Source organism: Anaerolineaceae bacterium oral taxon 439 (assembly GCA_001717545.1).
Classification (GTDB): Bacteria; Chloroflexota; Anaerolineae; order Anaerolineales; family Anaerolineaceae; genus Flexilinea.
This window is the reverse complement of the sequence record CP017039.1, coordinates 436,028-458,614: the sequence shown is the minus strand read 5'-3', so window position 1 is coordinate 458,614 and position 22,587 is coordinate 436,028. Positions and strand designations below refer to the sequence as shown.

The 22,587-nt window shown below is 59.7% G+C and carries 17 protein-coding genes and 1 tRNA gene; 9 read left to right on the top strand and 9 right to left on the bottom strand.

Annotation, left to right across the window (positions count from 1 at the left end; translation table 11 throughout):
* Nucleotides 1-128: 128 nt before the first annotated feature.
* Entirely contained in the window at nt 129-3,572 is a 3,444-nt protein-coding gene (locus BEQ56_02185) for a hypothetical protein (protein AOH42393.1), read from the bottom strand.
* A gap of 76 nt (nt 3,573-3,648) precedes the next feature.
* On the opposite strand from BEQ56_02185, the gene BEQ56_02180 reads away from it, so the two are divergent.
* Nucleotides 3,649-4,752 (top strand): hypothetical protein, encoded by a 1,104-nt coding sequence (locus BEQ56_02180; protein AOH42392.1) that lies wholly within the window; start codon nt 3,649-3,651, stop codon nt 4,750-4,752.
* 76 nt (nt 4,753-4,828) lie between these two features.
* Here BEQ56_02180 and BEQ56_02175 read toward each other — a convergent pair whose 3' ends face one another.
* The gene (locus tag BEQ56_02175) at nt 4,829-5,746 is read right to left on the bottom strand and encodes a branched-chain-amino-acid transaminase (protein ID AOH42391.1); all 918 of its coding nucleotides are present in this window, start codon (nt 5,744-5,746) and stop codon (nt 4,829-4,831) included.
* A 293-nt stretch (nt 5,747-6,039) separates the two neighbouring features.
* Here BEQ56_02175 and BEQ56_02170 point away from each other — a divergent pair, with 293 nt between their 5' ends.
* From BEQ56_02170 to BEQ56_02140, 7 genes are all read left to right on the top strand, one after another.
* Complete coding sequence (locus BEQ56_02170; protein ID AOH44360.1) at nt 6,040-6,900, top strand: phage antirepressor protein; 861 nt, start codon at nt 6,040-6,042, stop codon at nt 6,898-6,900.
* Between the two features lie 139 nt (nt 6,901-7,039).
* A complete protein-coding gene (locus BEQ56_02165; protein ID AOH42390.1) occupies nt 7,040-8,098 on the top strand; it encodes a threonine synthase in 1,059 nt (352 codons plus the stop codon).
* Nucleotides 8,099-8,100: 2 nt separating this feature from the next.
* Complete coding sequence (locus BEQ56_02160) at nt 8,101-9,030, top strand: homoserine kinase (protein AOH42389.1); 930 nt, start codon at nt 8,101-8,103, stop codon at nt 9,028-9,030.
* Nucleotides 9,027-9,650: a hypothetical protein gene (locus tag BEQ56_02155; GenBank protein AOH42388.1), complete on the top strand. Its 624-nt coding sequence runs from the start codon at nt 9,027-9,029 to the stop codon at nt 9,648-9,650. The genes BEQ56_02160 and BEQ56_02155 overlap by 4 nt, the downstream gene beginning before the upstream one ends.
* Nucleotides 9,651-9,849: 199 nt before the next feature.
* A complete protein-coding gene (locus tag BEQ56_02150) occupies nt 9,850-10,674 on the top strand; it encodes a hypothetical protein (GenBank protein ID AOH42387.1) in 825 nt (274 codons plus the stop codon).
* A gap of 12 nt (nt 10,675-10,686) precedes the next feature.
* The gene (locus BEQ56_02145) at nt 10,687-12,168 is read left to right on the top strand and encodes a hypothetical protein (GenBank protein AOH42386.1); all 1,482 of its coding nucleotides are present in this window, start codon (nt 10,687-10,689) and stop codon (nt 12,166-12,168) included.
* Between the two features lie 168 nt (nt 12,169-12,336).
* Nucleotides 12,337-13,179, top strand: a complete 843-nt coding sequence (locus BEQ56_02140; protein ID AOH42385.1) for an AraC family transcriptional regulator — start codon at nt 12,337-12,339, stop codon at nt 13,177-13,179.
* Between the two features lie 5 nt (nt 13,180-13,184).
* Here BEQ56_02140 and BEQ56_02135 read toward each other — a convergent pair.
* The 7 genes from BEQ56_02135 to BEQ56_02105 form a co-directional block, all read right to left on the bottom strand.
* Nucleotides 13,185-13,259, bottom strand: a tRNA-Arg gene (locus tag BEQ56_02135).
* 43 nt (nt 13,260-13,302) lie between these two features.
* Nucleotides 13,303-14,298: a hypothetical protein gene (locus tag BEQ56_02130; GenBank protein AOH42384.1), complete on the bottom strand. Its 996-nt coding sequence runs from the start codon at nt 14,296-14,298 to the stop codon at nt 13,303-13,305.
* Entirely contained in the window at nt 14,295-18,497 is a 4,203-nt protein-coding gene (locus BEQ56_02125; protein ID AOH42383.1) for a hypothetical protein, read from the bottom strand. Before BEQ56_02125 ends, BEQ56_02130 begins: the two co-directional genes overlap by 4 nt.
* Nucleotides 18,487-18,741 (bottom strand): hypothetical protein, encoded by a 255-nt coding sequence (locus BEQ56_02120; protein ID AOH42382.1) that lies wholly within the window; start codon nt 18,739-18,741, stop codon nt 18,487-18,489. Before BEQ56_02120 ends, BEQ56_02125 begins: the two co-directional genes overlap by 11 nt.
* A 34-nt stretch (nt 18,742-18,775) precedes the next feature.
* Nucleotides 18,776-20,266: an ABC transporter ATP-binding protein gene (locus BEQ56_02115; GenBank protein AOH42381.1), complete on the bottom strand. Its 1,491-nt coding sequence runs from the start codon at nt 20,264-20,266 to the stop codon at nt 18,776-18,778.
* 6 nt (nt 20,267-20,272) lie between these two features.
* A complete protein-coding gene (locus BEQ56_02110; GenBank protein ID AOH42380.1) occupies nt 20,273-20,986 on the bottom strand; it encodes a cobalt transporter in 714 nt (237 codons plus the stop codon).
* The gene (locus BEQ56_02105; GenBank protein AOH44359.1) at nt 20,983-21,582 is read right to left on the bottom strand and encodes a hypothetical protein; all 600 of its coding nucleotides are present in this window, start codon (nt 21,580-21,582) and stop codon (nt 20,983-20,985) included. The genes BEQ56_02110 and BEQ56_02105 overlap by 4 nt, the downstream gene beginning before the upstream one ends.
* Before the next feature lie 128 nt (nt 21,583-21,710).
* Here BEQ56_02105 and BEQ56_02100 point away from each other — a divergent pair, with 128 nt between their 5' ends.
* Nucleotides 21,711-22,586: a hypothetical protein gene (locus tag BEQ56_02100; GenBank protein ID AOH42379.1), complete on the top strand. Its 876-nt coding sequence runs from the start codon at nt 21,711-21,713 to the stop codon at nt 22,584-22,586.
* The last annotated feature ends 1 nt before the right edge of the window (nt 22,587 follow it).

Below are 22,587 nucleotides of genomic sequence, written 5' to 3'. Positions count from 1 at the left end.
CAAGGGAAAACCCGGGCTTTCCGGAAAATCCGAAAACCGCGTCGTTCTCCTGATCCCACCGAAATACGGATCAAAAAAATCCAAATTGGGCGCTGAACGCTCCATTTGGATTTTTTATTTCCTTTTTTCTATCGTTCCGGATAGATCAGGGTCTCTTTCCCGACCCACCCGACCAGTCCGTCCGTCGTCCTGACTTTAACCCAGGTCAGGCCCTCAGCCGTCAGTTCGTCCTCGCCCCGAACCAGCTCGACCAGCGACCCATTCAGAATAGCCTTCCGAACCGTTCCGAACATCGTCGGATCAAGGCGGACGTAAACGCCCGGCTGATCCGAGGCGTTGACAATGACGTAATCGACCAACTCGCCGGAAAAGATCGCGACCGGTACGCGCGTCGGAACAACCGTCGGGACAGGCTCGTTCGCGAAGCGCAGCACCTCCCGCGGGACCCAGCCCACATATCCATCGACCGTTCGAACCTGGATCCAATACGTCCTCTCGGAGCGGCTCTTCCGTTCGACCCCGGTCAGCGCCACCTGATCCCCGTTTAGAACCGACATTTTCACCACCGAATTCCAATCCGGCCCCTCTCGGATCAGCGTACCAACGTCCAGCTCGTTCCGAACGGTCGCATATTCGACGGTTGCCGGGAACGTCGGCGACGGCCGCGTCGATTCCGTCGCCAGGAACGTCGGAACCGCCGTCGGAAGCTCCGAAACAACCGGGTCCGGAACGACCGTCGGAACGATCGTCGGACGCGGCGAAACGACCGGACTCGGGACGACCGTCGGAACGAACGCGACCGCGCCGCCCGGAAGGATCAGGCCCTCTCTCGCGACCCAGCCAACGTAACCGTCCTCGGTCCGAACCTGAACCCAGGCGACGTTCCGCGCCGTCGCGGCGCGTTCTTCTCCGGTTAATTCGATCCGCGTCCCATTTAAAATCGATTTCATGACCTGAGCGCCGCGATCCGGACTGACGCGGAGGAGGACGCCGATCTCCGTCTGAGACTGAACGACCGCGTACTTCCCTGAAGCAACCGCGGTCGTTTTGCCTGCGTTATCCAAAGACAGAGCAGGAGTCGGCGATAACGCCCGGACAATAAGAGCGGTCGCCGCCGGTCGCGCGTCCGCCTGATCCGGGAAGGTCAGGCCCTCCTTCGGAACCCAGCCGACATACCCGTCTTCAGTCCGGACCTGAGCCCAGGCGACGTTTCGCACCGTCGCCCGCCGTTCCTCGCCAGTCAGCTCAACCCGGTTCCCGTTCAGGATCGACTTCATGGTCTGAGCCTGATGATCCGGGCTGACGCGAAGGAGAACGCCGATTTCCGTCTGAGACTGAACGACCGCGTACTTTCCCGAAGCGATCGCGGTCGTTGTTGTTTCTTCTTCAAGGGGCTCCACCGTAGAAGTAATCTCCGGTTGGAGGAGCGTCAGCGCGGCGGTCGGCCTGGTTGAGGCGACGACCGCGGCCGGCTCGATCGAGTCGCTCAGGAAGGTCAGTCCTTCCCTCCCGACCCAGCCGACGAACCCATCCTCGGTCCGAACCTGAACCCAGATATAATCGCCCGACTCCGTCGTCCGCTCGCGCCCGGTTAATTCAATCCGGCTCCCGTTCAGGATCGATTTCATCACGTCGGCGCTCCGTTCAGGGTTGACGCGAAGCAGGACGCCGATCTCCGATTGAGACTGAACGATCGCGTACTTCCCTTCCACGGCGCTGACCGTCCGCTCCGGAGTCTGAATCGGCGACTTCGTCCTGGAAATCTCTGGGAGCGACGGAGCCAGATCAGCTTTCGGGAACTCCGTCGCCGGATCGGGCGTCGCGCGCGAAACGACCGTCGGCGTAATCGTCCCTCCGTCCGGGTAAATCAGGTTATTTTTCCCAACCCATCCGACGTAACCGTCGTTCGTCCTGACCCTGACCCAGGTAAACGCGTTATAAGGCAGCTCGCGTTCCTCGCCCATCAGCTCCAACAGCGATCCATTCAGGACCGATTTCATCACCACGGCGTTAAATTCCGGGCTGAGCCGAACGAGAACGCCGACGTCGTTTTCAACATGCACAACCGCGTAGTTGACCGGCGGCGCTGCGGTAAACGTTACCGTCGCCGTCGCCGTCGGGCGCAGCGTCCGCGTCAGCGTTGGCGTAATCGTCGGAACGAACGCGCGCGTCGGCGGAACCGGCGTCGCCGTCGGAACAGGCGTCGCCGTACCGGTCGCGGTCGCGGTCGCTGTCGCGGTTGCGCTCGGTTCGGCCGTCGCCGTTACGGTCGGCTCCTTCGTCAGCGTCGCCAGTTTTGTGACGGTCGCCGATGGAGCCGAAGTCTCGCTCGCCGCAGGGGCCTGCGTTTCGCCGCTCCCTGAACCCGTCGGGAATTTAATCCCGAATTTTTCCTGAACGCTCGACCGCGTCATTTCATACGTCGTCGAATCGACCGTTTTTTCCGGCGGGGCTAACGTCGCCGGAGCGTCGGTCGGGAACGGGGAAACCGTCGTTGTCGTCGTTTCGACGGTCGGCCGCGCCGTCGCTTCCGCCATAGAATCGGATTCACGATCCGTGCCAGCGGGCTGAAGCGTTGCGTCCCCCGCCGCGGCGGACAACGTTCCCACGCCGTTCAAATCCACAATCGAATTCGGCGAAACGTCCGGGACGAGTTCGACCGACCCGGCTTTCAGGCGGGCGCGGATCGCAGCGATCGTATCTCCCGCGCTGACGAGAACGGGCCCACGCCAGAGGAAGACCCATCCAGCCGACAGGGCCAACAGCGTCAGCGAAAGAACGATCGCGGCCGGTTTGGCTGTAAATAACCGATGCAGGTACAGCGCGATCAGCGTCACCGCGAGATTCACCGCAAACCCCATCAAAGCGGTCCGCAGCGCGCCCGTCGCCATTTCGACGCTCCCTGATCCGAACATGAACCCCGCGACGCCTGCCGGAAGCCAGACCGACGCAAACGCCGCCGTCGAGAAGGACTCGGGGATCCGCTCCTTCCAGACGACAAGCCGCGTCACTGAAAAGAAGACGCAAACAGCGCAGGCGAACAGCAGGAGCGCGGACGGCTGCAAAAACGCGCCGAAGAACGGCGATGCGGAGAGATTGAACCCCTTCGCCGCCGTCCCGATCAGGTACAACCCGACAAAATACAGCGCCATCAGAATCAGCAGGTTCGCGAACGCCTTCGCGGCGAAGCGAAACGATCCCGCCGTCAACCCCAGCAGGAAACCAAAAAACGAACCCATAAACGGGAAGAAGGCGAGAACCGGAACCAGGAGAACCGGAACGTTGAACCAGATCGCAACCGACATCAAAACACCGCAAAACAAAATCAGCGCAAAATCGCCGATCGAAGGCGTGAGCCGATGCGCCAGTTCGTTTAAATAGACCTTTTTCGGCGTATCCGGATTACCGAAAATCCCCCTCCGGCGATAGCGTTCGCGCGCCTTGGAATCAAATTCTGTTTCGTTCAAGTCAGACCCCTTCGCAAACCAAAACCCGACAGTTTCCAGCGCATGTCGGGTATCATTCCCATCAGACAGACCCGGTCCAAAGACCTGCGCTAAATTATAATACAAGATAATCGTGCAGATTGACCGCTCCCTGAGGGCAGGTCACAGTACGATCATTACTTTCAAAGAACAGGGAATCTGCATGCAAACCGAAGAAAACCGCCAACCGAACCGCCGAACCGCCGTTCTATTCCGCGGGATGATTGCGCTGATCGGATTGATTTTCATGGCGAGCTGCAACACGCCAACCGCGCCGGACCCCGTGCAGTCAGCGCAGCAGACCATAACCGCCGAATTCGCCGCCGCGGCCGCAACCGCGGCGGCGATTACGCCCGATCCGACCGCGACCGCCGTTCCGGAACGGCATGAACTGACTTTCGTTACCGGCGGGATCCACGAGGCGCTGCTGGAGAAGCTGCGCGCGATATTTAATGAAGCGGATTTCCCATTTCTCGTTCATGAAACCGACGCGTTTTCCGCGTCGTCGAGCCTTAACGACAGCGATTCGCTCTTATTCTTCCCGGCGCCGCCGGAGGGATTAGCGGATATCGCCGCGGCGCATCCGTCTCTCAGGATCGCCGTCCTTGGGAAACCCGCCGAAACGGGCGCTAACGTTTATTCGATCCGCTATGACCCGACGTTTGAAACCTACCTCGCCGGATTCGCGGTCGGCCTGACCGCCCGCGATTGGCGCGGGGGAGCGCTTCTCCCTTCGGACGATCCGTTCCTTGGAGAACGCAGCGCCGAAATCTTTCGAAACGGGATGCGCTATTTCTGCGGCCCGTGCAAGGCGATCATCGCGCCGTATACGGTTTACCCGCTGACGATAACGCTTCCGGGCGCGGCCGCGCCGTCCGACTGGATCGGACGCTTATCCGAATTTTCCGTCGGACCGATTAATACGCTCTTCGTTTCCGACGCCGCGAAATCGACCGAGCTCCTGACCGCGGCGAACGACCTCGGCTACAGCGTCCTGACGGCAGGCGATAAGCCTGCCGACTGGAACGGGAACTGGCTCGGCGGCGTCCGGATCGACCTGGAAACGACGCTGCGAACGGCGTTCACCGATATCAGCGCGGGAAGCGCCGCGAACGTGATCGTTCCGCCGCTGGAAATCCTGATCGGGAATCAGGGCGGGACGTTTTTCGAAGGAAAAAAATACCTGATCGGGCAGCTGTACGAAACGATGGCGGCGGGGATGATCCTGACGACCGATCCGGTCCCCCAACCGGCGTACGCGCAATAAAAGGGAGTCAGAATATCTGATGTATATTTAAATTCCGAATTCTAATATCCGGCGACAGTCGGTTGCGAAGCCTTTCCTATATATAGTCGCACCATTCCACGGAACGGGTCCCTTTTCCGCGAATCGTCCGGATAAACGCGGCGCGCAGCTCCGCAGTGACCGGGCCGATCATGCCGGAACCGATCGTCCGCCGGTCGACCGACGTGATCGCGTTGACCTCGGCCGCGGACCCGGTCAGGAATACCTCGTCGGCAGTGTAGAGCATGTCGCGAGCGATCATGCCTTCGTTTACCGAATAGCCAAAGTCCCGGGCGATCGTCATGACGCTGTCGCGGGTAATCCCTTCGAGGATCGTCGCCGGCGGAGGCGTCAGGATCGCGCCGTTTTTAACGATGAAAATATTTTCCCCGGAACATTCGGAAACATACCCCTGCCCGTCGAGAAGAACCGTTTCGTCATACCCGTTCGTTACGGCTTCATGGTGCGCGTAGAGCGAATTGACATAGTTCCCACAGGCTTTCGCTTTTAAAAGGAAAGCGTTATGCGACATGCGCGAAAACGACGAGACGCAGACGGATAAGCCGCGGCGAATCGCCGCTTCGTCGAATAACGACGGCCAGTTCCACGCCGCGATCCCGATTTTGAGCTCGCCCTGCGTGATACTCATTCCCAAATGATCGCCCTGGAAATAAGCGAGCGGCCGTATATACGCGTCCCCCAGCCGGTTCCGCCGCACGGTTTCCCGAGTTGCCTCGGAAATTTCGTCTTCGCTGAAGCGGAGCGGAACGACGCCGCCGATTTTAATACTCTCGAATAAGCGGCGGATATGGTCGCGGAGACGGAAAATCTGAACGCCGCGATCAGTCTGATAAGCGCGGAGGCCTTCGAAAAAACCGATTCCGTAATGCAGCGTGTTATTTAAGAACGGGACGACCGCCCGCTCCGCCGGGACGAACTCCCCATTCATCCAAATTTCGTTATTCTCGTTCAGCATGAATCATTTTCCTTGAAAGATAATCGCGCCAGGTCCCTGCCGTCAGATCAATCATACCGCGTTCAACCGGACTGCGCTCAAACGCGGCCGCCGGCTGATGACCCGGCGCGGCATGGATAAAAATACTGTAAAATTAACCGACAGCACGGCAGAACCCGCAAACCCTGCCCCAATCCGCAGCGGCAAATCATGAATCGATCGGAGGGATGACGTTCCCAACCGGCGTCGAAAACTCTTCGGACCTGATACGTCTGGCAGGAAACAATCCATACAAAAAAAAGGGAGGCAGTCAGATGGATAACGAAATTAAACACTTTGAAGGCAAGAGCATCCGTTCAGTCTGGGACCGGGAAAAAGAGGAATGGTTTTTCAGCGTCGTTGATATTATTGAAATATTAACCGAAAGCGCTAACCCAAGGAAATATTGGAGCGTCCTGAAAACGCGCCTGAAAAAAGAAGGGAATGAGTCGGCTACAAATTGTAGCCAACTGAAACTGAAATCACGTAAAGACGGAAAGCTGTATCGTACCGACGTCGCGGACATGCAAGGGATCTTTCGAATCATCCAATCCATTCCCTCGCCGAAAGCGGAACCATTCAAAATGTGGCTGGCGGAGGTCGGGAAAGAACGCATCGACGAAATCATCGATCCGGAGATAACGATTGAACGGGCTTTGCAGACATATCTCGAAAAAGGTTATTCCCGGGAGTGGATCAATCAGCGGCTCCAGGCGATTCAGGTCCGGAAAGAGCTGACCGACGCATGGCAGGATCACGGCGTAAAAGAAGGCAAAGAATACGCAATCCTGACAAACGAAATATCGAGAGCCTGGAGTGGAATGACAACGAGAGAGTATAAAGAATTCAAAAACCTGAAAAAAGAAAATCTGCGGGACAATATGTCGACCACAGAGTTGATTTTGAACATGCTTGCAGAGGCCGCGACGAAAGATATCACGAACGCGGATCATCCGGAAAAAATCGAGGAACATATTCAGGTCGCGAAACGCGGCGGCAACGTAGCGAAGGTAGCGAAAGAAACGCTGGAGAAAGAAACGGGGAAACCGGTTATCACCCCCAAAAACGCGGTTGACCTTTCAAGACTGATTGAGGACGTCGCCAGCAGGGCCGACGCCCGCGCCGAAGATTCATGAGCCGCGCCAGCCATCCCGCAGGCCTTCGCCGGGTCAAAGCGGATTCCCCTCGTTTTTCGAGTAGAATAGACTAAACTGAAACGCGCGAATCCAACCGATTCCCGTGTTTTGACCTTGCAGGAAGCTGGAGTATTGAATCATGACCTACCGCGGAATCATTCATCGTTATCGAAAATATTTAGACCTTCCAACGCAGATCGAGCCGGTAACGCTGCTGGAGGGCGATACGCCGCTGATTCCCGTTCCTGAAATCGCCGCGCGTCTCGGCGGCGGCTTCGAGCTTTTCGTTAAATTCGACGGGATGAACCCGACCGGATCGTTCAAGGACCGCGGTATGACGGTCGCGCTGACGATGGCGAAAGCGAATGGGAAAAAGACGGTGATCTGCGCCTCGACGGGAAATACGTCCGCGTCGGCGGCCGCTTACGCGAACCGCGCCGGGCTGCGCGCAATCGTCATGATCCCCGACGGGAAGGTCGCGACCGGAAAGCTCGCCGGCGCGCTCGCTTACGGCGCTGAAATTATTCAAATTCCCGGCTCGTTCGACGACGCGCTTTCGTTCGTCGTTGAAATCAGCCAGAAAAGCGATATTGAACTCGTCAATTCGCTGAACCCGTATCGGATCGAAGGCCAGAAATCATCAGCGTTTGAGATCTGCGACACGCTGGAGGGCGCTCCGGATTTACTCTGCCTTCCGGTCGGGAACGCAGGAAACATTACCGCATACTGGGCCGGTTTCCGTCAGTACAACGCGGAACGGAAAACCGGACTCCCGGAAATCCTGGGCGTTCAGGCGGCCGGGGCCGCTCCGCTCGTTTTAGGCCACGTCGTCGAGAATCCGGAAACGATCGCGACCGCGATCCGGATCGGGAACCCCGCCCGCGGAGAGCAGGCGCTCGCCGCCGCCGAAGAATCCGGCGGGAAGATTATCGCCGTCAGCGACGACCAGATTCTCGCCGCACAGAAGGCGCTCGCCGCCGCCGGGATCTGGGTCGAACCCGCGTCCGCCGCCGGATTAGCCGGGCTCAGGGCGCAGCTTGAATCCGGATCGCTGAACGTCAGCGGGAAACGCGTCGTCGTAATCTGCACGGGGCACGGCATGAAGGACCCCGATATTATTACGCAGCGCGCCCCCGCGCCGACTCGGCTCCCGGTTGACTTCGATCGGATTTACCAATTTATCATGAAGGGACTCTGACCGTGGACAGAAGGGCCTTTACCGTCCGCGCGCCGGCGACAACGGCGAATTTAGGCCCCGGCTTCGACGCCTTCGGGCTGGCGCTCGATCTCTGGAACGAGGTCGAGTTTTCGTTCGACGTTTCGGAAACGACCGTGACGCAGGAGGGGTACGCGGTTCCATTGAGCGCGTCGCCAGAGGAGAACCTGGTCCTGAAAAGTTTCAGGCTGCTTTGCGAAGAGAACGGGAAAACCGCGCCTTCCGCCGTCCGGCTCCATCTCCGGAACCGGATCCCGCCCGCGTCCGGGCTGGGGTCGAGCGCGGCGGCGATCGCCTGCGGACTGGTCGCGGCAAACGAAGCGATGGGGATTCATCTTCCTCAGCCGGAACTCGTCGATCCTGGGACCCGCCTCGAAGGTCATCCGGATAATATCGCCGCGGCGCTGATAGGCGGACTGACGGTCGGCGCGGTGGGCGGCGAAGGCGAAGGGACATTGATCGTTTCATACCCGATCGAGAACTGGAAAATCGCGATATTGAAGCCGAAGATGACGATCCTGACGGAGGACGCGCGGAACGCGCTCCCGAAGCGGGTCGAGCTCGCCGACGCCGTTTTCAATCTCCAGAGGATTCCGTTCCTGCTGTCCGCGCTTTGCGGCGGCGACGAAACGACGCTTGAATTCGCGATGCGCGACAGGCTTCACCAGCCGTACCGCCTGGCGCTGATCCCGGGAGGACGCGAGATCCTCGCCGCCGCGAAAAAGGCCGGAGCGGCCGGCTGCGCCGTGTCGGGAGCGGGGCCATCCCTGATCGCGTTCAGTATGCAGCCGATCGAGCCGGTTCTCGAAGCGATGGCGGAGGCCTGCACCAAAACCGGAACAGAAGCCGAGACGTTTATTCTAAGTCCAACAGCCAAAGGCGCGGCGATCGTTGCGGACAAGGAGACGAAATGAAGACACGGAAGCTGAGATGTCTCCTGATCGGATTGGCGCTCATCGGGAGCGGCTGCGGAGCGGCGCCAACCCCCGATCCAATCCAATCCCTTTCCAACGCAACGCCGAATACCGAACGGTTGGTCATGTTTGAGGAGACAAAAGAGGTCTGGATCCGCTATAACGTCGCCCCGGAACCGGGCGTCATTCCTCCCGCGCTTCTTCCAGCCGCGAACGAGCCGGAAAGCGAAACGTCCGCCCCCAGCCCCACGCTCGGATCAGGCGCCGCTTCGCCAGGTTTCTATACGCTTCAGGAAGGCGAAACGGCGAAATGCATCGCGCGCCGGTATGACCTGGACTGGATCAAGCTGTATTCAATGAACGGAATCACGTATGAAAACGAAGCGCTGATCGGGACGGGAAAGAACCTGATCCTGCCGCAGAACAGCCATTGGCTAAGCGACCGGTACGGCGAGCGCGTTTCCGCGCCGCATCCGGCGCAGCACCCGGTCGTCGCGGGCGAGACGCTTTACAGTATCGCCTGCGTTTACGGCGACGTTACCCCCGAAGCGATCGCGGTTCAGAATGGACTGACCTCCGCGGATCAGGTCGTTCCGGGAATGACGCTTTCAATTCCATAGAAAAACGGACATGGAAAAACCAACCTCCGCTATCAGCATCCTGAAAAAATCAGAAAACGGCAGAACCGCCGAAACCTCCGCGGACGAACCGGCGGAACCGCCTTTATTATCGCCCGAATTATTTCAGGCCATACGATTCATGGCCCGCCCGCCGCGGGCTCTTTGCTGTTAAAAAATATTGCTGCTAAGAAAGGAAAAAATGGAACCCACGCAGGACTTCTCCGAACTCGTCGAGCGGCTTACCCATACGAAGAATTATCGCGAGCTCGATCTCAGCTTCATCGAGCGGCTCGTCTCCAACGCGGCGAAAGCCAGCTCGGACGAAAAGGAAATCCTTAAATCGGTTAAACATGCCATTCATCAGGCCGTCAACGCGTTCCGCGTCGGGGAAGACTCGTATCGCGACCTCGCGATCCAGTTAGGCGACCACGCGATTCATGATCGCCCGGTCGAGGAACGGCAGCTTTACGCCGCCGATTTCCTCCGCCGCCACGCTTCGTCGAAAGAGCGGCTTCCGTTTATCCGCCGCTATTATCAGGAAATTTTCAGCGGCCTCCCGCCGATTCGTTCGATCCTGGATTTGGGCTGCGGCCTGAATCCGATCGCGGCCGTTTCGTTTATTCCCAACGGCCGCGATCTTCACTACACCGCGGTCGATCTTCCGCTCGATCTCGTCGATTTTCTCAACGATTTTTTCCAGTTCCTGGATCTTTCCGGAACCGCGCTGCAGGGGAACCTGCTGAACGGGGCCCCGGATATCGACGCTGATTTAACCCTGATCCAGAAGATCATTCCGGTTTTAGAGCGCTCCGAAACGGGAGCGGGACGGCGCGTCTTCGACGAAATCCGCAGCCCGTTCGCGGTCGTCTCGTTTCCAGCTCCCGCCGCGAAAGCGAAACGTTCCGGAAGCGCGGCCTCCAGCGTCGATTTCGAGACTGAGTACGACGCAATCCTGAGCGCGTCCGGCTGGGATTCGACGAAGCTCCGTTACCCAAACGAAATTGTTTACGTCCTGAAACGATAACCCGCGATCCGCATGGCTGAAAAATCGAAACGATCGTCCCGCCGCGCCGCGCCGACTGAGCCGCTTTCCGAAACGATGCTCGCGCGCTTTGAGCGGCTGATCCCGGAAGACGAGCGGGCGGCGGCGAGTGAAGCGGCTCGGACGCTGACGCTTCCGCCCGCGATCCGGCTGAACCCCGCGAAGAGCGCGTTCGGGACGATCGACAATCTATCCGCGCGCTATGGCTGGACCGCGGCCCCGGTTGAATTCTGCGCCTCCGGCTATCGGTTAACAGAGGCGGCGGTTGCGCCGGGAACGACCGTGGAACATCGCGCAGGAGCGTTTTATATCATGGACAGCGCGTCGATGCTCCCCGTTTCGCTCGTCGAGGATTCCGTCTTCGCGGGAAAGCCGCTGATCCTGGACATGGCGGCGTCGCCGGGCGGAAAAACGACCCACCTCGTCAGCGCCAGCGGCGACCGCGGGCTGATTCTCGCGAACGATTCCAGCGCGGGACGGATCGGGGCGCTCCGGAAAGTCTTAAAGAATTACGGAGCCAGGAACCAGCTGGTTACGAATTTTTCGGGCGACTGGATCGGCGAATGGTTCCCCGAACGGTTCGATTTTATCCTGCTTGACGCCCCATGCAGCATGCAAAGCCTGATCTCGATCGATTCGCATCCGATGCGTCCGATCAGCGAACGGGAAGAAGCGGCACTGGCGGAACGTCAGTCGCGGCTCCTGACGGCGGCGCTGAACGCGCTTCGTCCGGGAGGGCAGCTCGTTTATTCTACCTGTACGCTGTCCCCGCTGGAGGACGAGGCCGTCGTCGACAGCGCGCTCAAACGGTTTGGAAGGACGATCGATATTCTTGACGTTCATCGCCGTCTTCCGCGCCCCGCGCCGGGAATCAGCGCGTTCGGCAGTACGACGCTCGATCAAAGAACGGAACGCGCCGTCCGTCTCTGGCCGCATCGCTTTAAAACGGCGGGTTTTTTCGCCGCGCTGCTGATAAAAAAGGAATCCGCGCCGGACGCTTCGTCTCCGCCCGCGTTCCGTCCGTTTACAAAAAGCGGCTGCCGCCTCCCAACGGCGGCGGAAGAACGCGAGACCGCGGCGGCGTTGGAGGACCTGTTCGGATATGACGCGGCCGCCGACGTCGCGGCGAAGGAAGGCACGCTGGTTTTTCGGGACGAAGAAGTCTGGGCGGTTCCGAACCGGGTCCTGAGCGAATTTGCCGAGCTGCCGGCGAAATCGATGGGGATGCGGATCGCGTCCCGGCGATCGGTCGGCTGGGTCGCCGACTTCGACTGGACGACGCATGTCTGGGGACAGATCGGCGCGGAAAAAATCGCGCTCGATCCGCCGGAAGTCGAGCGCTGGCTGGGCGGACAGGAGCTCCAACGCGGCGATCGCGTCCGAACCAAGGGAACGAACCTGTTCCTGACGGATCGGAACGGCGTTCCGATCGGGATCGGCGTCGTCAGCGGCGAGCGCGTCCGCAGCCTGAAATAAACTGTACAGCGCCAGGAAGCGATCCGCGCTGAAAAACAACAAGATATCTGTTTCCTCCTGAAACGGGCCAACCCGATAAAACCCGTACAAAGAATCTCGGGAACGTTTACGATGCATCCGCTAAACTACAGGCATAAGGAGGTCCCATAAAAACGGAAGGAGACGCACATGAACCTTATCCAATCCTTTAACCGGACGATCGATTACATCGACGCAGCGTTAGACGGAGAAATCGAGTCGAAAAAGATCGCGGAGCTGTCGGGCTATTCCGCCGCAATGTTCAGCAGGATTTTTTCGATCCTGACCGGGGTCCCGCTCAGCGAGTATATCCGGCGGCGGAAAATGACAATGGCCGCGCTCGATCTCCTGTCTACAGATCAAAAGGTCATTGATATCGCGGTTAAGTATGGATATGACGCCGCCGACGCGTTTACCGTCGCGTTCAAAGCGGTCCATGGCTGCGCGCCTTCCGAAATTCGAAAAGGAAAGAACGGTAAAGTCTATTCAAAACTCAAATTATCACTAACCGTCAATGGAGGAAATGAAATGAACGTAAAAATTCAACGGAAATCCGGTTTCAAAATCGCCGGAATCGGAGCAAAAGGAATTGAATCGAGCGAATGCCCGAAAATCTGGGGCCGGCTCTTCGAGAAAGCCACGAAAGAAACGCTCGAAGCGCTCGGCAGCGGCCAGAGCTACGGCGCCTGCTATGAAATTGAAGACCCGAGCAGCCTGAATTACCTGGCGGGATACGACGTTCGGGACGAGAAGCGCGCGAAAGCGCTGGGGCTGGAAATCCTCAGCGTCCCGGAGACCGAATACGCCGTCGTCGAATTGATGGGAAAAATTCCGGATTGTATCCATGCGGGATGGGCGTTTATCATGAAGGAGTTCCTCCCGGAACATGGCTATCGTCATTCGGGCGCGCCTGATTTCGAGGTCTACGGAAACGGCGACATGTACGCCGGCGATTATAAAATGGAACTCTGGGTACCGATCGAGAAAGGATAAAAAAGTACCCCGGGAGAGACTCGAACTCTCAACCTAAGCGTTAGGAGTGCTTTGCTCTGTCCAAATTGAGCTACCGAGGCAGGGTACGACGGAAAGATTATACCACGGCTTCCGCGCCGCCCGTCATAACCGCAGCAGGAAATTCTCTAACGCCAGCTGCGGGCTGACGTTCGCGTTCAGGTTCAGCGCCGCACGGCGCAGCGCCTCCAGCCGCGCCCGATAAAACTCAGGCGTTTTCCCCGCCGCAGCGGTCCGAATCCTCTCCCGCAGCGCGATAAACGACAGCGGGACTTCCCGCTCGTCAGCCTCCGCCGCAGTAAGCAATAAATCGCGCAGCGCCGTTTCCCACACCTGGAACAGCGCGCGCAGCTCGCTCCGCCGCCGCGTATCGCGGAACGCGGCGGCAAACGCGAACCTCTCCCGCGTATTCAGCGCGAAGAGGCCCAGAAAATCGTTCGCCTCCGCCTCATACTTTTCCAGCCGTTCCGAATCAGCGATCAGCGTTCTCGCAAAGCCGACCCGTCCGCCGGAAAGATGCGCCGCGCGGCGTACGACGTCCGGGTCAGCGCCGTCCGCCGCCTCGCCCAGCGCCGCCATCAGCGCCCCCACGCGCATCGGACGAACGCGGACCGGCTCGCAGCGGGACAGAACGGTCGGGAGCACGGCCGATTCCGCCGACGCCGTTAAAAACAGCTTCACCCGTTCCGGCGGCTCCTCCAGCGTTTTCAACAGCGCATTCTGCGCAGCTGGATTCGCCTCCTCGAAACGAAGCAGGATCGCGATCCGGTAATTCGCCTCGTACGGCGTTAGCGTCAGCGTATGCTGCAAATCGCGGATCGCATCGATTTTCAGGATATCGCCGGGCGTATCGGTCGAAACGACCGTCAGGTCCGGATGACGCATATCCGCAATCTGGCGGCACATCCGGCAGCTCCCGCAGCAGTCGTCCGGCGCGGGCGGGTTCAGGCAATTCAAAACCATCGCCATCCGCAGCGCCAACGTCCGGCGGCCCGTTCCCGGCGCGCCGTGAAAAAGGTAGGCATGCCGGGTTTCCCCGCGGCGGAGATGCCCGCGGAGAACGGAAAGCGCGTTATCCTGACCGTAAACGTCAAAACTCATCGTTTCATCTTCTTCTTTTTCTTTTTCAGCGCTGCCGTTGACGGCTTCTCCTCCGCGTCGCCGCCCTCCGGTTTTCCGCCCGGTTCCGGACGGGCCTCCGCTTCGTCCGCTTCAGCCTTCGTCAGGTCTTCCTCCGCCGGCAGCGCGCGCTCCTGATCCTTTCGGAGCTCGTTCAGGCTGACACGTTCGCTGGCGGTCAGCATTCCCAGCGTCGGCGCGGTAATAAAGATCCGTTCAACAACCGCGCGGCGGATATTTTTCAGCAGCTCGCTGAACAGCTCCGCCGCCCGCGTCTTATACACGACGAGCGGATTCCGCTGTGCGTAGGCTTCCATCGAAATCCGGACACGGAGCGATTCAATCTCGGTCAGGTAATGGACCCATTGATCGGTAATCGCGCGCAGGATAACCATCCGGCAGATTTCGTTCTGGATCCGGCCGCCTGAATGATCCTTGATTTTTTCGACGCAGTCCTCGTCAATCTCGGCCGGCGGGAGGGCGGCGATTCCGCCGTAAACGTCCGCCCCGAGAAGCGTTTTGAGCTGCGCCTGCGTTTCCGCGCGGAGCTGATCCAGCGGGATCGAATGGTTCCGGAGCCGTTTCCAGTCAATTTCGCCGAAGACGGCGCGGAGCCGTTCGAGCGTCGTCAGGTAATGGTCCCAGACGAGATCGCGGATTTCCTGCCGCGATTTTCCGTCGAGAAGCGTCCCGCTGTAGTACAAAAAGTTCAGGCGCGTATAGGCGACCGACGTTTTCCGATGCGTTTTAGCGTCGAAAGCGATCCGCTTTCCCTGCCCCGCGGCGCGCAGCAGCGCGTTCCACTGCCTGTCGTTCAGCCCATACCTCAGCGCTTCACCCGGGATCGACCGCAGCGCGGCGTTCAGGTCGGCGCGGATTTGATCCTGCTCCCCGAAAAGCCGATCGGCGCGCTTCAGGAAGCCTTCTGATACGGCGTTCATCACCGCGTCGCCGAAATCTTCCCAGTTTTCGGGGGTTTCCGCCGGCGGGACGTAATCGTCGCCCAGCCGCTTCAAAAAAGCCTGATGCGTCCGGGCGGTGAAAACCGTGAATAACGTCGATTCGATCTGCCCGCGAAGTTTATCGAGAACCGTTTCGTCCCCATCTGTCAGCAGGCGCTGATCCTCGGAAGAAAGGCGGAAGTTGATCCGCGCGAAGCTCCCCGCCTCCGCGAGCAGGTCCTGGCCGCGCAGCGGAGTTTGAATCTCGCCGTCCCGTTCGCTCTCGGCGCGGCTCTTCAGCCGGTCCGCCAGCGCTTCGGCAAACAACTCGAAATTAGCGCGGCGTTCGTCTGACTGCGCGTCGAAACCGGCGCGCGCGTTCGCGATCAGGTCCTCCGCCTGATCCAGGCCGATTTTATTTTCCGCCTCGAACGCTTTCCGGCTCAGCGCCAGAAGCTCCTCAAGGATCGCTTCACGGCGCGCTTCCTCGCGCTCCGGCGTGACAGGAACGTCCGCCTCGGAGCCGTCAAACGCGATCGTCCGGCACAGCTCGTTAATCAGGAGCCGCGTCGTGAAGGCCGGGAGGAAATTCCCGTCGATTTCGAAAGGCGGCTGAACCGAGTCGAAATAAGCGGCCAGCTGCCAGTTTTCTTCTTCGCCATATTTCTCGAGCCGCGCGTCCAGATCGGTTTCGAGAATATCGTAAATATCTTCGCTGAGATCCTTTTTCAGGAACGCCTGATCGCGCTGATCGTAGATCCGTTTCCGCTGACTGTTGAGGACGTCGTCATACTCCAGCGTATGCTTCCGGACGTCGAAGTTGGACCCTTCGACGCGTTCCTGCGACTGCTCGATGAGCCGGGAGAACATGCCATGCTCCATCGGGACGCTCTCGTCCAGAAGATTTACGCGATTGAGCAGGTTCTCCACCTGCGCGCCGCCGAAAAGACGGACGATTTCGTCCTGAAGCGAGAGGAAGAAGCGCGACGATCCCGGGTCGCCCTGGCGCGCGGCGCGGCCGCGGAGCTGATTATCGATCCGCCGCGACTCATGCCGTTCCGATCCGATCACGTGGAGCCCGCCCAGCTCGCGAACCTTATGCATGTTCTCAATATAAGTCCGGAAGCGCGCGACCGACTCCTCGTAAACGCCGAAATCGGCTTCGTCCAACCGGCTCAATTCCTCGTAGCGCCCATCGTTGGTCAGGTTATACGGATCGACGCCGCTATGAACGAGAACGCGGTTCACGTCGCGCAGCGTCGCCTCGTCCAGCTCGCCGCCGAGCTTGATATCGACGCCCCGCCCCGCCATGTTCGTCGCGATTGTCACGGCGCCGAACGCGCCCGCCTGCGCGATAATCATGCCTTCTTCGTCATGCTTGCGCGCGTTGAGGACCTGCGGCCGGATACCGCTTTCGACCGTCGCCAGGAAGCGCGGGTACTCGCTCTCGGTCAGCTCGAATTCGGCAAGGAGAAACGCCTTATTTTCCGGATCGTCCGGGTTCAGCGAGACGCCCAGCTCGCGCGCGAACGGCCGGATATCGTTCGCGCCGATCGTTTCGATCGCCTTGCGGAAGGGGTCGAACTGCTTAATCGGCGACTCCACATATTCGATCTTATTCCTGATCATCCATACCCGCCGTAGCATGTTCAGCTGGATCAGCCGGCGCAGCGGCTCCGGTTTCAGCCGCGACGCCAGATATTCGGAATGCTCGACCGAGGCCGTCCCGATCAGCTGCGGACGGCCGAGAATATAGTTGCGCAGAATCTCAACCGTTATCGCGCGGAATTTCGCCTCTTCGCTCTGATAAATAACGTCCTCGTAATCCTTTCGCTTGAAATATACCGGCGTCTCCGGATCGGAACGCAGCGCGTAGAAGGTATATTTGAAGCCGGTTTCGTCTTTGGCCGTCCGCTCGATCAGCTCGGAATTCTTCTGACGCGCGCTGAATTCAAGGTTCGTCGGAACGGGAATCACGTCCAGCCCGTATATTTTATAAAATTCCTCTTTTTCGGTCAGCGCCGTCCCGGTCATTCCGCAGATTTTATCGTACATGCGGTAATAATTCTGAAGCGTGATCGTCGCGTAGGTCACGTTTTCGGGCTCGACTTTCACGCCTTCCTTGGCTTCTATCGCCTGATGCAGCCCGTTCGACCAGCGCCGCCCGGGCATGAGCCGGCCGGTAAAGCTGTCGACGATAACGACTTTCCCGCCCTGAACGAGATACTCTTTATTGCGATGATACAGGAATTCAGCCTTCAGCGCCTGGTCGATATAGCCCATGATCGCTTCCTGACACAGCGTAATTTCCTCTGGCCGCGCCGGATCGCGGAGCGTCATTCCCAGCAGCGCCTCGACATGATCCAGCCCGGCGTCGTTGATATAGACCTGATGATCCTTTTCGCTGACCTCATATTCGTCGGGGGTCAGCTCCCGGATAATCGCCGCCATCCGATGATACATTTCAACGTCGTCGGAGGCCGGCCCGGAGATAATCAGCGGCGTCCGCGCCTCGTCGATCAGGACGTTGTCGACCTCGTCGATCAGCGCGAAAGCGTGGCCGCGCTGGACGCGGTCGTCGTAGTTCATCGTCATATTATCGCGAAGGTAATCGAACCCGAATTCAGCGTTTGTCCCATACGTAATATCGGCGAGGTACGCTTCGCGCCGCGGGACCATGCGCAGCCGGTCCTGATCTTCCTTGACCGACGAAACCGTCAGGTCGACCAGGAACGCCTTCTTCCCGTTCTCCGTCCGCGCCGCCATCTGCAAAACGCCGACGGAAAGGTTCAGGAAGTTATAAACAGGCGCCATCCAGCGCGCGTCGCGCCGCGCCAGATAATCGTTAACGGTAATCAGGTGGACCCCTTTTCCCGCCAGCGCGTTCAGGTAGACCGGAAGCGTCGCGGAGAGCGTTTTCCCCTCGCCGGTCCGCATTTCGGCGATCGATTTATCGTGCAGCGCCATACCGCCGATCAGCTGCACGTCGTAGGGGCGCATCCCGAGGACCCGCTTCGACGTTTCGCGGATCGTCGCGAACGCCTCGGGGAGCAGCTCGTCGAGCGTTTCCCCGTCCGCGAGACGCGAACGGAATTCCGCCGTTTTGGCGCTGAGCTCTTCGTCGCTCAGCCTTTCGAACGCTTCCTCCAGCGCGTTAATCGCCGGAACCTTTCCGATTAAATCGTCGAGTTTCTTCTGGATGGGGTCTAAGCCCAAAGCTGTCTTGATTTTATTGAACATGCTGCCTGTATTTCTCTCTCTCCGCGGAGGCCGCTTCCAGCCGCGGAACGGCTCCCGTCCCGCGATCGCCGCCTGAATGATCGATCGGATCCTGTCTATCGGATAGAATCTTACCACTTTGCGACCCATTTTGAGGATCCGTCACGCCGGATCGTCCGGAAATTAAAGAAATTCTGAAACGCACAGTAAGGAACGCTTTCCTGAAAATCGAACGCGAAGGACGAAAAAAGACGGCCCCGTTCATTCCGAGCCGTCTCGACACTGATTCCGATCGTTTTTTATTCCCCCCGCTCGATCCCCAGCAGCGCGCGGATCGGGGCCGCGGTTCCGGGGGTCACCGGAAGATCGGCGGCCAGCGTTCCGGACTGGAAATGGAAAACGCGGGTGCAGGCATGACAGATCAGCTCGTAATCGTGCGTCACGACGAAAACGATCTTCCCCTCGCCGGCCAGCTCGCGGATCAGCGCCGAAACCCGGCGCATGCCGTCGTAGTCCAGCCCGGCGGTCGGTTCGTCGAAGACGAGAAGCTCTTTGCGGCTGATCCGGCTGACCGCGACCGCGAGGCGCTGCTTCTGGCCGCCGGAAAGCGTATTCGGGTGACGATCCTTAAAAGAAGCGAGCCCGATCTTCTCCAGCGTCAGCGCGACCTCGGCCGCGTCGGCATTCCGGATCCCAAAGCTGCATTCCGCTTCGACGCTCTCCGCAAACAGCTCATAATTCACGTCCTGCATCACGAAAAACGAGCGTTTCAGCCGCTCGCGCTCGTCCGCCCGCCGCCCCTCCCGGAAAATACCATCGTCGCGTCCCGTCCGGAGCGGGTACAGCCCGCAAAGGCAGCGCGAGAACGTCGTTTTCCCGGCCCCGTTCTCGCCGCAGATCGCGACGATCTCGCCGCGGCCGACCTCCGCGTTAATCCGATCGAGAAGCGGACGGTCCTGAAACGAGACGCCAACGCCGCGAAGCGTCAGCGCCGCTTTTTCGCCTGCTCCCGTCCCGGTATCCTGCGGAACCGCGGCGGGGCCCTCCTCGGATAAATCGACCGCGCGCAGTCCTTTTTCCGCCCGGGCCTCCGCCGAAAGCGCGCGAAAAGCGGACGGGCTGAAAATCGAGCGGATCTTTCCCTGATCGAGATAAACAATCCGATCCGCCAGATCGAGCAGGTAGAAAAGCCGATGTTCCGCGATCAGGATCGTTTTTCCCTGCGCCTTGACCCGGCGCAGCCGCTCCCTGAGCTCGTAAATCGAACGGAGATCGAGGTTAGACGACGGTTCGTCCAAAACGAAAACGTCGGGATTCATCGCGTAAACCGAGGCGAACGCAATTTTCTGTTTCTCGCCGCCCGAAAGTTCAAAAATACTTCTCCCGCGAAGGGGGGCGAGCTGTAAATCCCGGCTCGTCCGTTCCAATCGCTCCCGCAGTTCCGGCCGCGCGAGCCCTTCGTTTTCCAGCCCAAAGACGATCTCGCTGTCGGTATCGACGCTGAAAAACTGCGTCCGCGGATTCTGGAAGACCGAGCCGACCCGCTTCGCCAGCTCGAACATCGGCGTCTTAAAAACCTCGCGCCCGTCGATCCGGACGCTCCCGCTGAACTCGCCGCGATAGAATCCGGGGATAACGCCGTTAACGAGCCTCGTCAGCGTCGTCTTCCCGCAGCCGCTCCTTCCGCAGAGCAGAACGCATTCGCCCGCGCCGACGGTCAGGTTAATTCGATCCAGCCCGCCTTCCCGCTGACCGGGATAAGAAAATGAAACGTTGTCAAATTCAATCATGCCGCGTTATTTCCAGACCGCCGCGACGGCGAGAACCGCGGCGAACGCGCCGATCAGCGCGATATCCGCCGCTCCCATTCGAATCTCGATCAGGCTCGTCCGCGGCGACGGGTTTTCGATCCCGCGCGTCAGCGACGCGATCGCCAGCTCGTCCGCCGCTTTCGACGCCGCCATCATAAGCGGAACATAGACGCACTGCGCCGTCAGCAGCGGCCTCGTTATCAGCCCAGCCAGAGACGGGTTCACGTCGCGCAGCCGCATCGCATCATGAATCGAGACCCAGTCCTCGCGGATCGCCGGCAGGTACCGGAGCATCACTGCGATCGGAATGACGATCTTCTTCGGAACGCGCGACCGGTTCATCGCCGCCAGGAACTCGTTGACCCTCGTCGTCCGGATCACCAGCCCGGCGATCATCCCGCAAGGGTAAACCTTATGAAGGATCCCGAAAAACGCCATCAGGAATCCGCGCGCAAGCCCCGACACGTTTCCCACGGTCCAAAGCGTCAGCGCGTAAATCAACGCGTAAGCTGCCAGCCCCGTCAGCGCCGAACGCCATTTCCCGATCAGCGCGCCGAAGACCGCGACCGCGGCCACGACCAGCAGCTCATACTTCAGCGACGGCGCAATCGTCGCGGCGATCACGCAGATCAGGATCAGGGCGAACTTCGTCCGAGGGTCCGGCCGGATCAGCCCTGACGCCCAGACCCGCCGGCTCATCCGACGATCCCGGCCTTCTCAAACTGCTTCCTGAGCAGCAGGCTCCCGAGCCAGCCGCTCAGCAACGCGACCGCCGCCGTCCCCAGCAGGATCACCGGCAGCGTCCAGGGCTGCGCCGACGCGTTCATCGTATCGATATACGCCTGCTCCGTCCCGCCATCCAGCATGCTGCCGATCCAGGATTCGCGATTCAGGAAATAGACGACGTACGTTCCGGTATAACCGAGCGAAAAAACCGCGTACGACAGGATATCAAGCCGGATACTCCGGTAACCGCCCGCGCCGGCGACGAGATCGGCCAGAACGCCCATGACGATCGAACCGACGACCATGCCCCAGTGCATCCCTGTTACGAAAACGATCAGCGCCATCAGCAGGCCTAAAAACGTAATACACCAGCGCTTATGCACTTTGGCGACCAGCAGCATGTAAACCGGGCCGCAGAGCAGCGCGCAGCCCATCGGCAGGTAAAACGTCAGCACGGGATTGATCCCAAACGGCATCCCGCCGATCATGTTAAAGACGAAATAGAGCGCGCTGAAGATTCCGATCGTAATTAGATCCCGGATCGTTAATCCGCGCGATTCTTCATAGATATGATTCTGCATTCTTTCCTCCGCAACTGGATTCAGATTTTTTATTAGACGAATCTAACCGAGCCAATTATAACAAACCCGCGGATCGGAAATTTCCTTTTACCCCTGCAATCAGGTAAAATCGCATCATGAAGCTTCAGGGAATCGGATTTTTCTGGGTCGTTTGCACCTTCGCCGCCTGCGTCTCGCGCGCGGCGGCCGCACGGAACGAGCCCGACGGAACGCTGGTCCCGCCGATCGTTCCTGAAGCGGAAGATTGGCGGAGCGCGCCGCTCTTTCCGACGGAGATCAGCGCGGCGATGAAAGAGCTGTACCGCGCCGGGATCGAAAACGGGAACGACCCGGCCCGCTTTTCGAAATTCGGCGACAGCAACAGTATCCATACGTATTTCCTCGGCTGTTTCGATTCAGGCGCGGACGCGTACGACCTCGGGGCGTATCCGATCCTGGCACGGACGGTCGAGCGTTATCAGGGCTCCTTCGCGCGTAGCTCGCAGGCTGCCCGAAACGGGCTCGTCGCGGGCGACCTGATCGGCCCGGGCTGGGACGGGGACGGCGAATGCCTTGAAGACGAATCGGCGGCGGCCTGCGAGCTGCGCCTGTGGCGGCCGTCGATCGTTCTGATCGCGGTGGGGACGAACGACGTTTACCGGGGACTGCCCGCGTTCGAAACGTCGCTCCGGTCGGTCGTTCGGGCCGTTATCGACGCCGGCGCGGTCCCGGTCCTGTTCACGAAGGCGGACGATTTAAATCAGGACGACGGGTTCAACCGCGCGATCGCGCGGATCGCGGCGGAGTTTGAAGCTCCGCTCGTCAATCTCTGGAAAGTTTTCCGCCCGCTCCCGAATCATGGGCTGCGCGGCGACAACGCCCATCCAAGCGCGAGCTCGCCGCGATTCTGCGACTTTGTCGCGGACGAGCTCCGAGCGTACGGCTGGCCGGTCCGGAATTTAACCGCGCTCGCCGCGCTCGATCTGACGACCCGACTGCTGAATCAGCGATAAT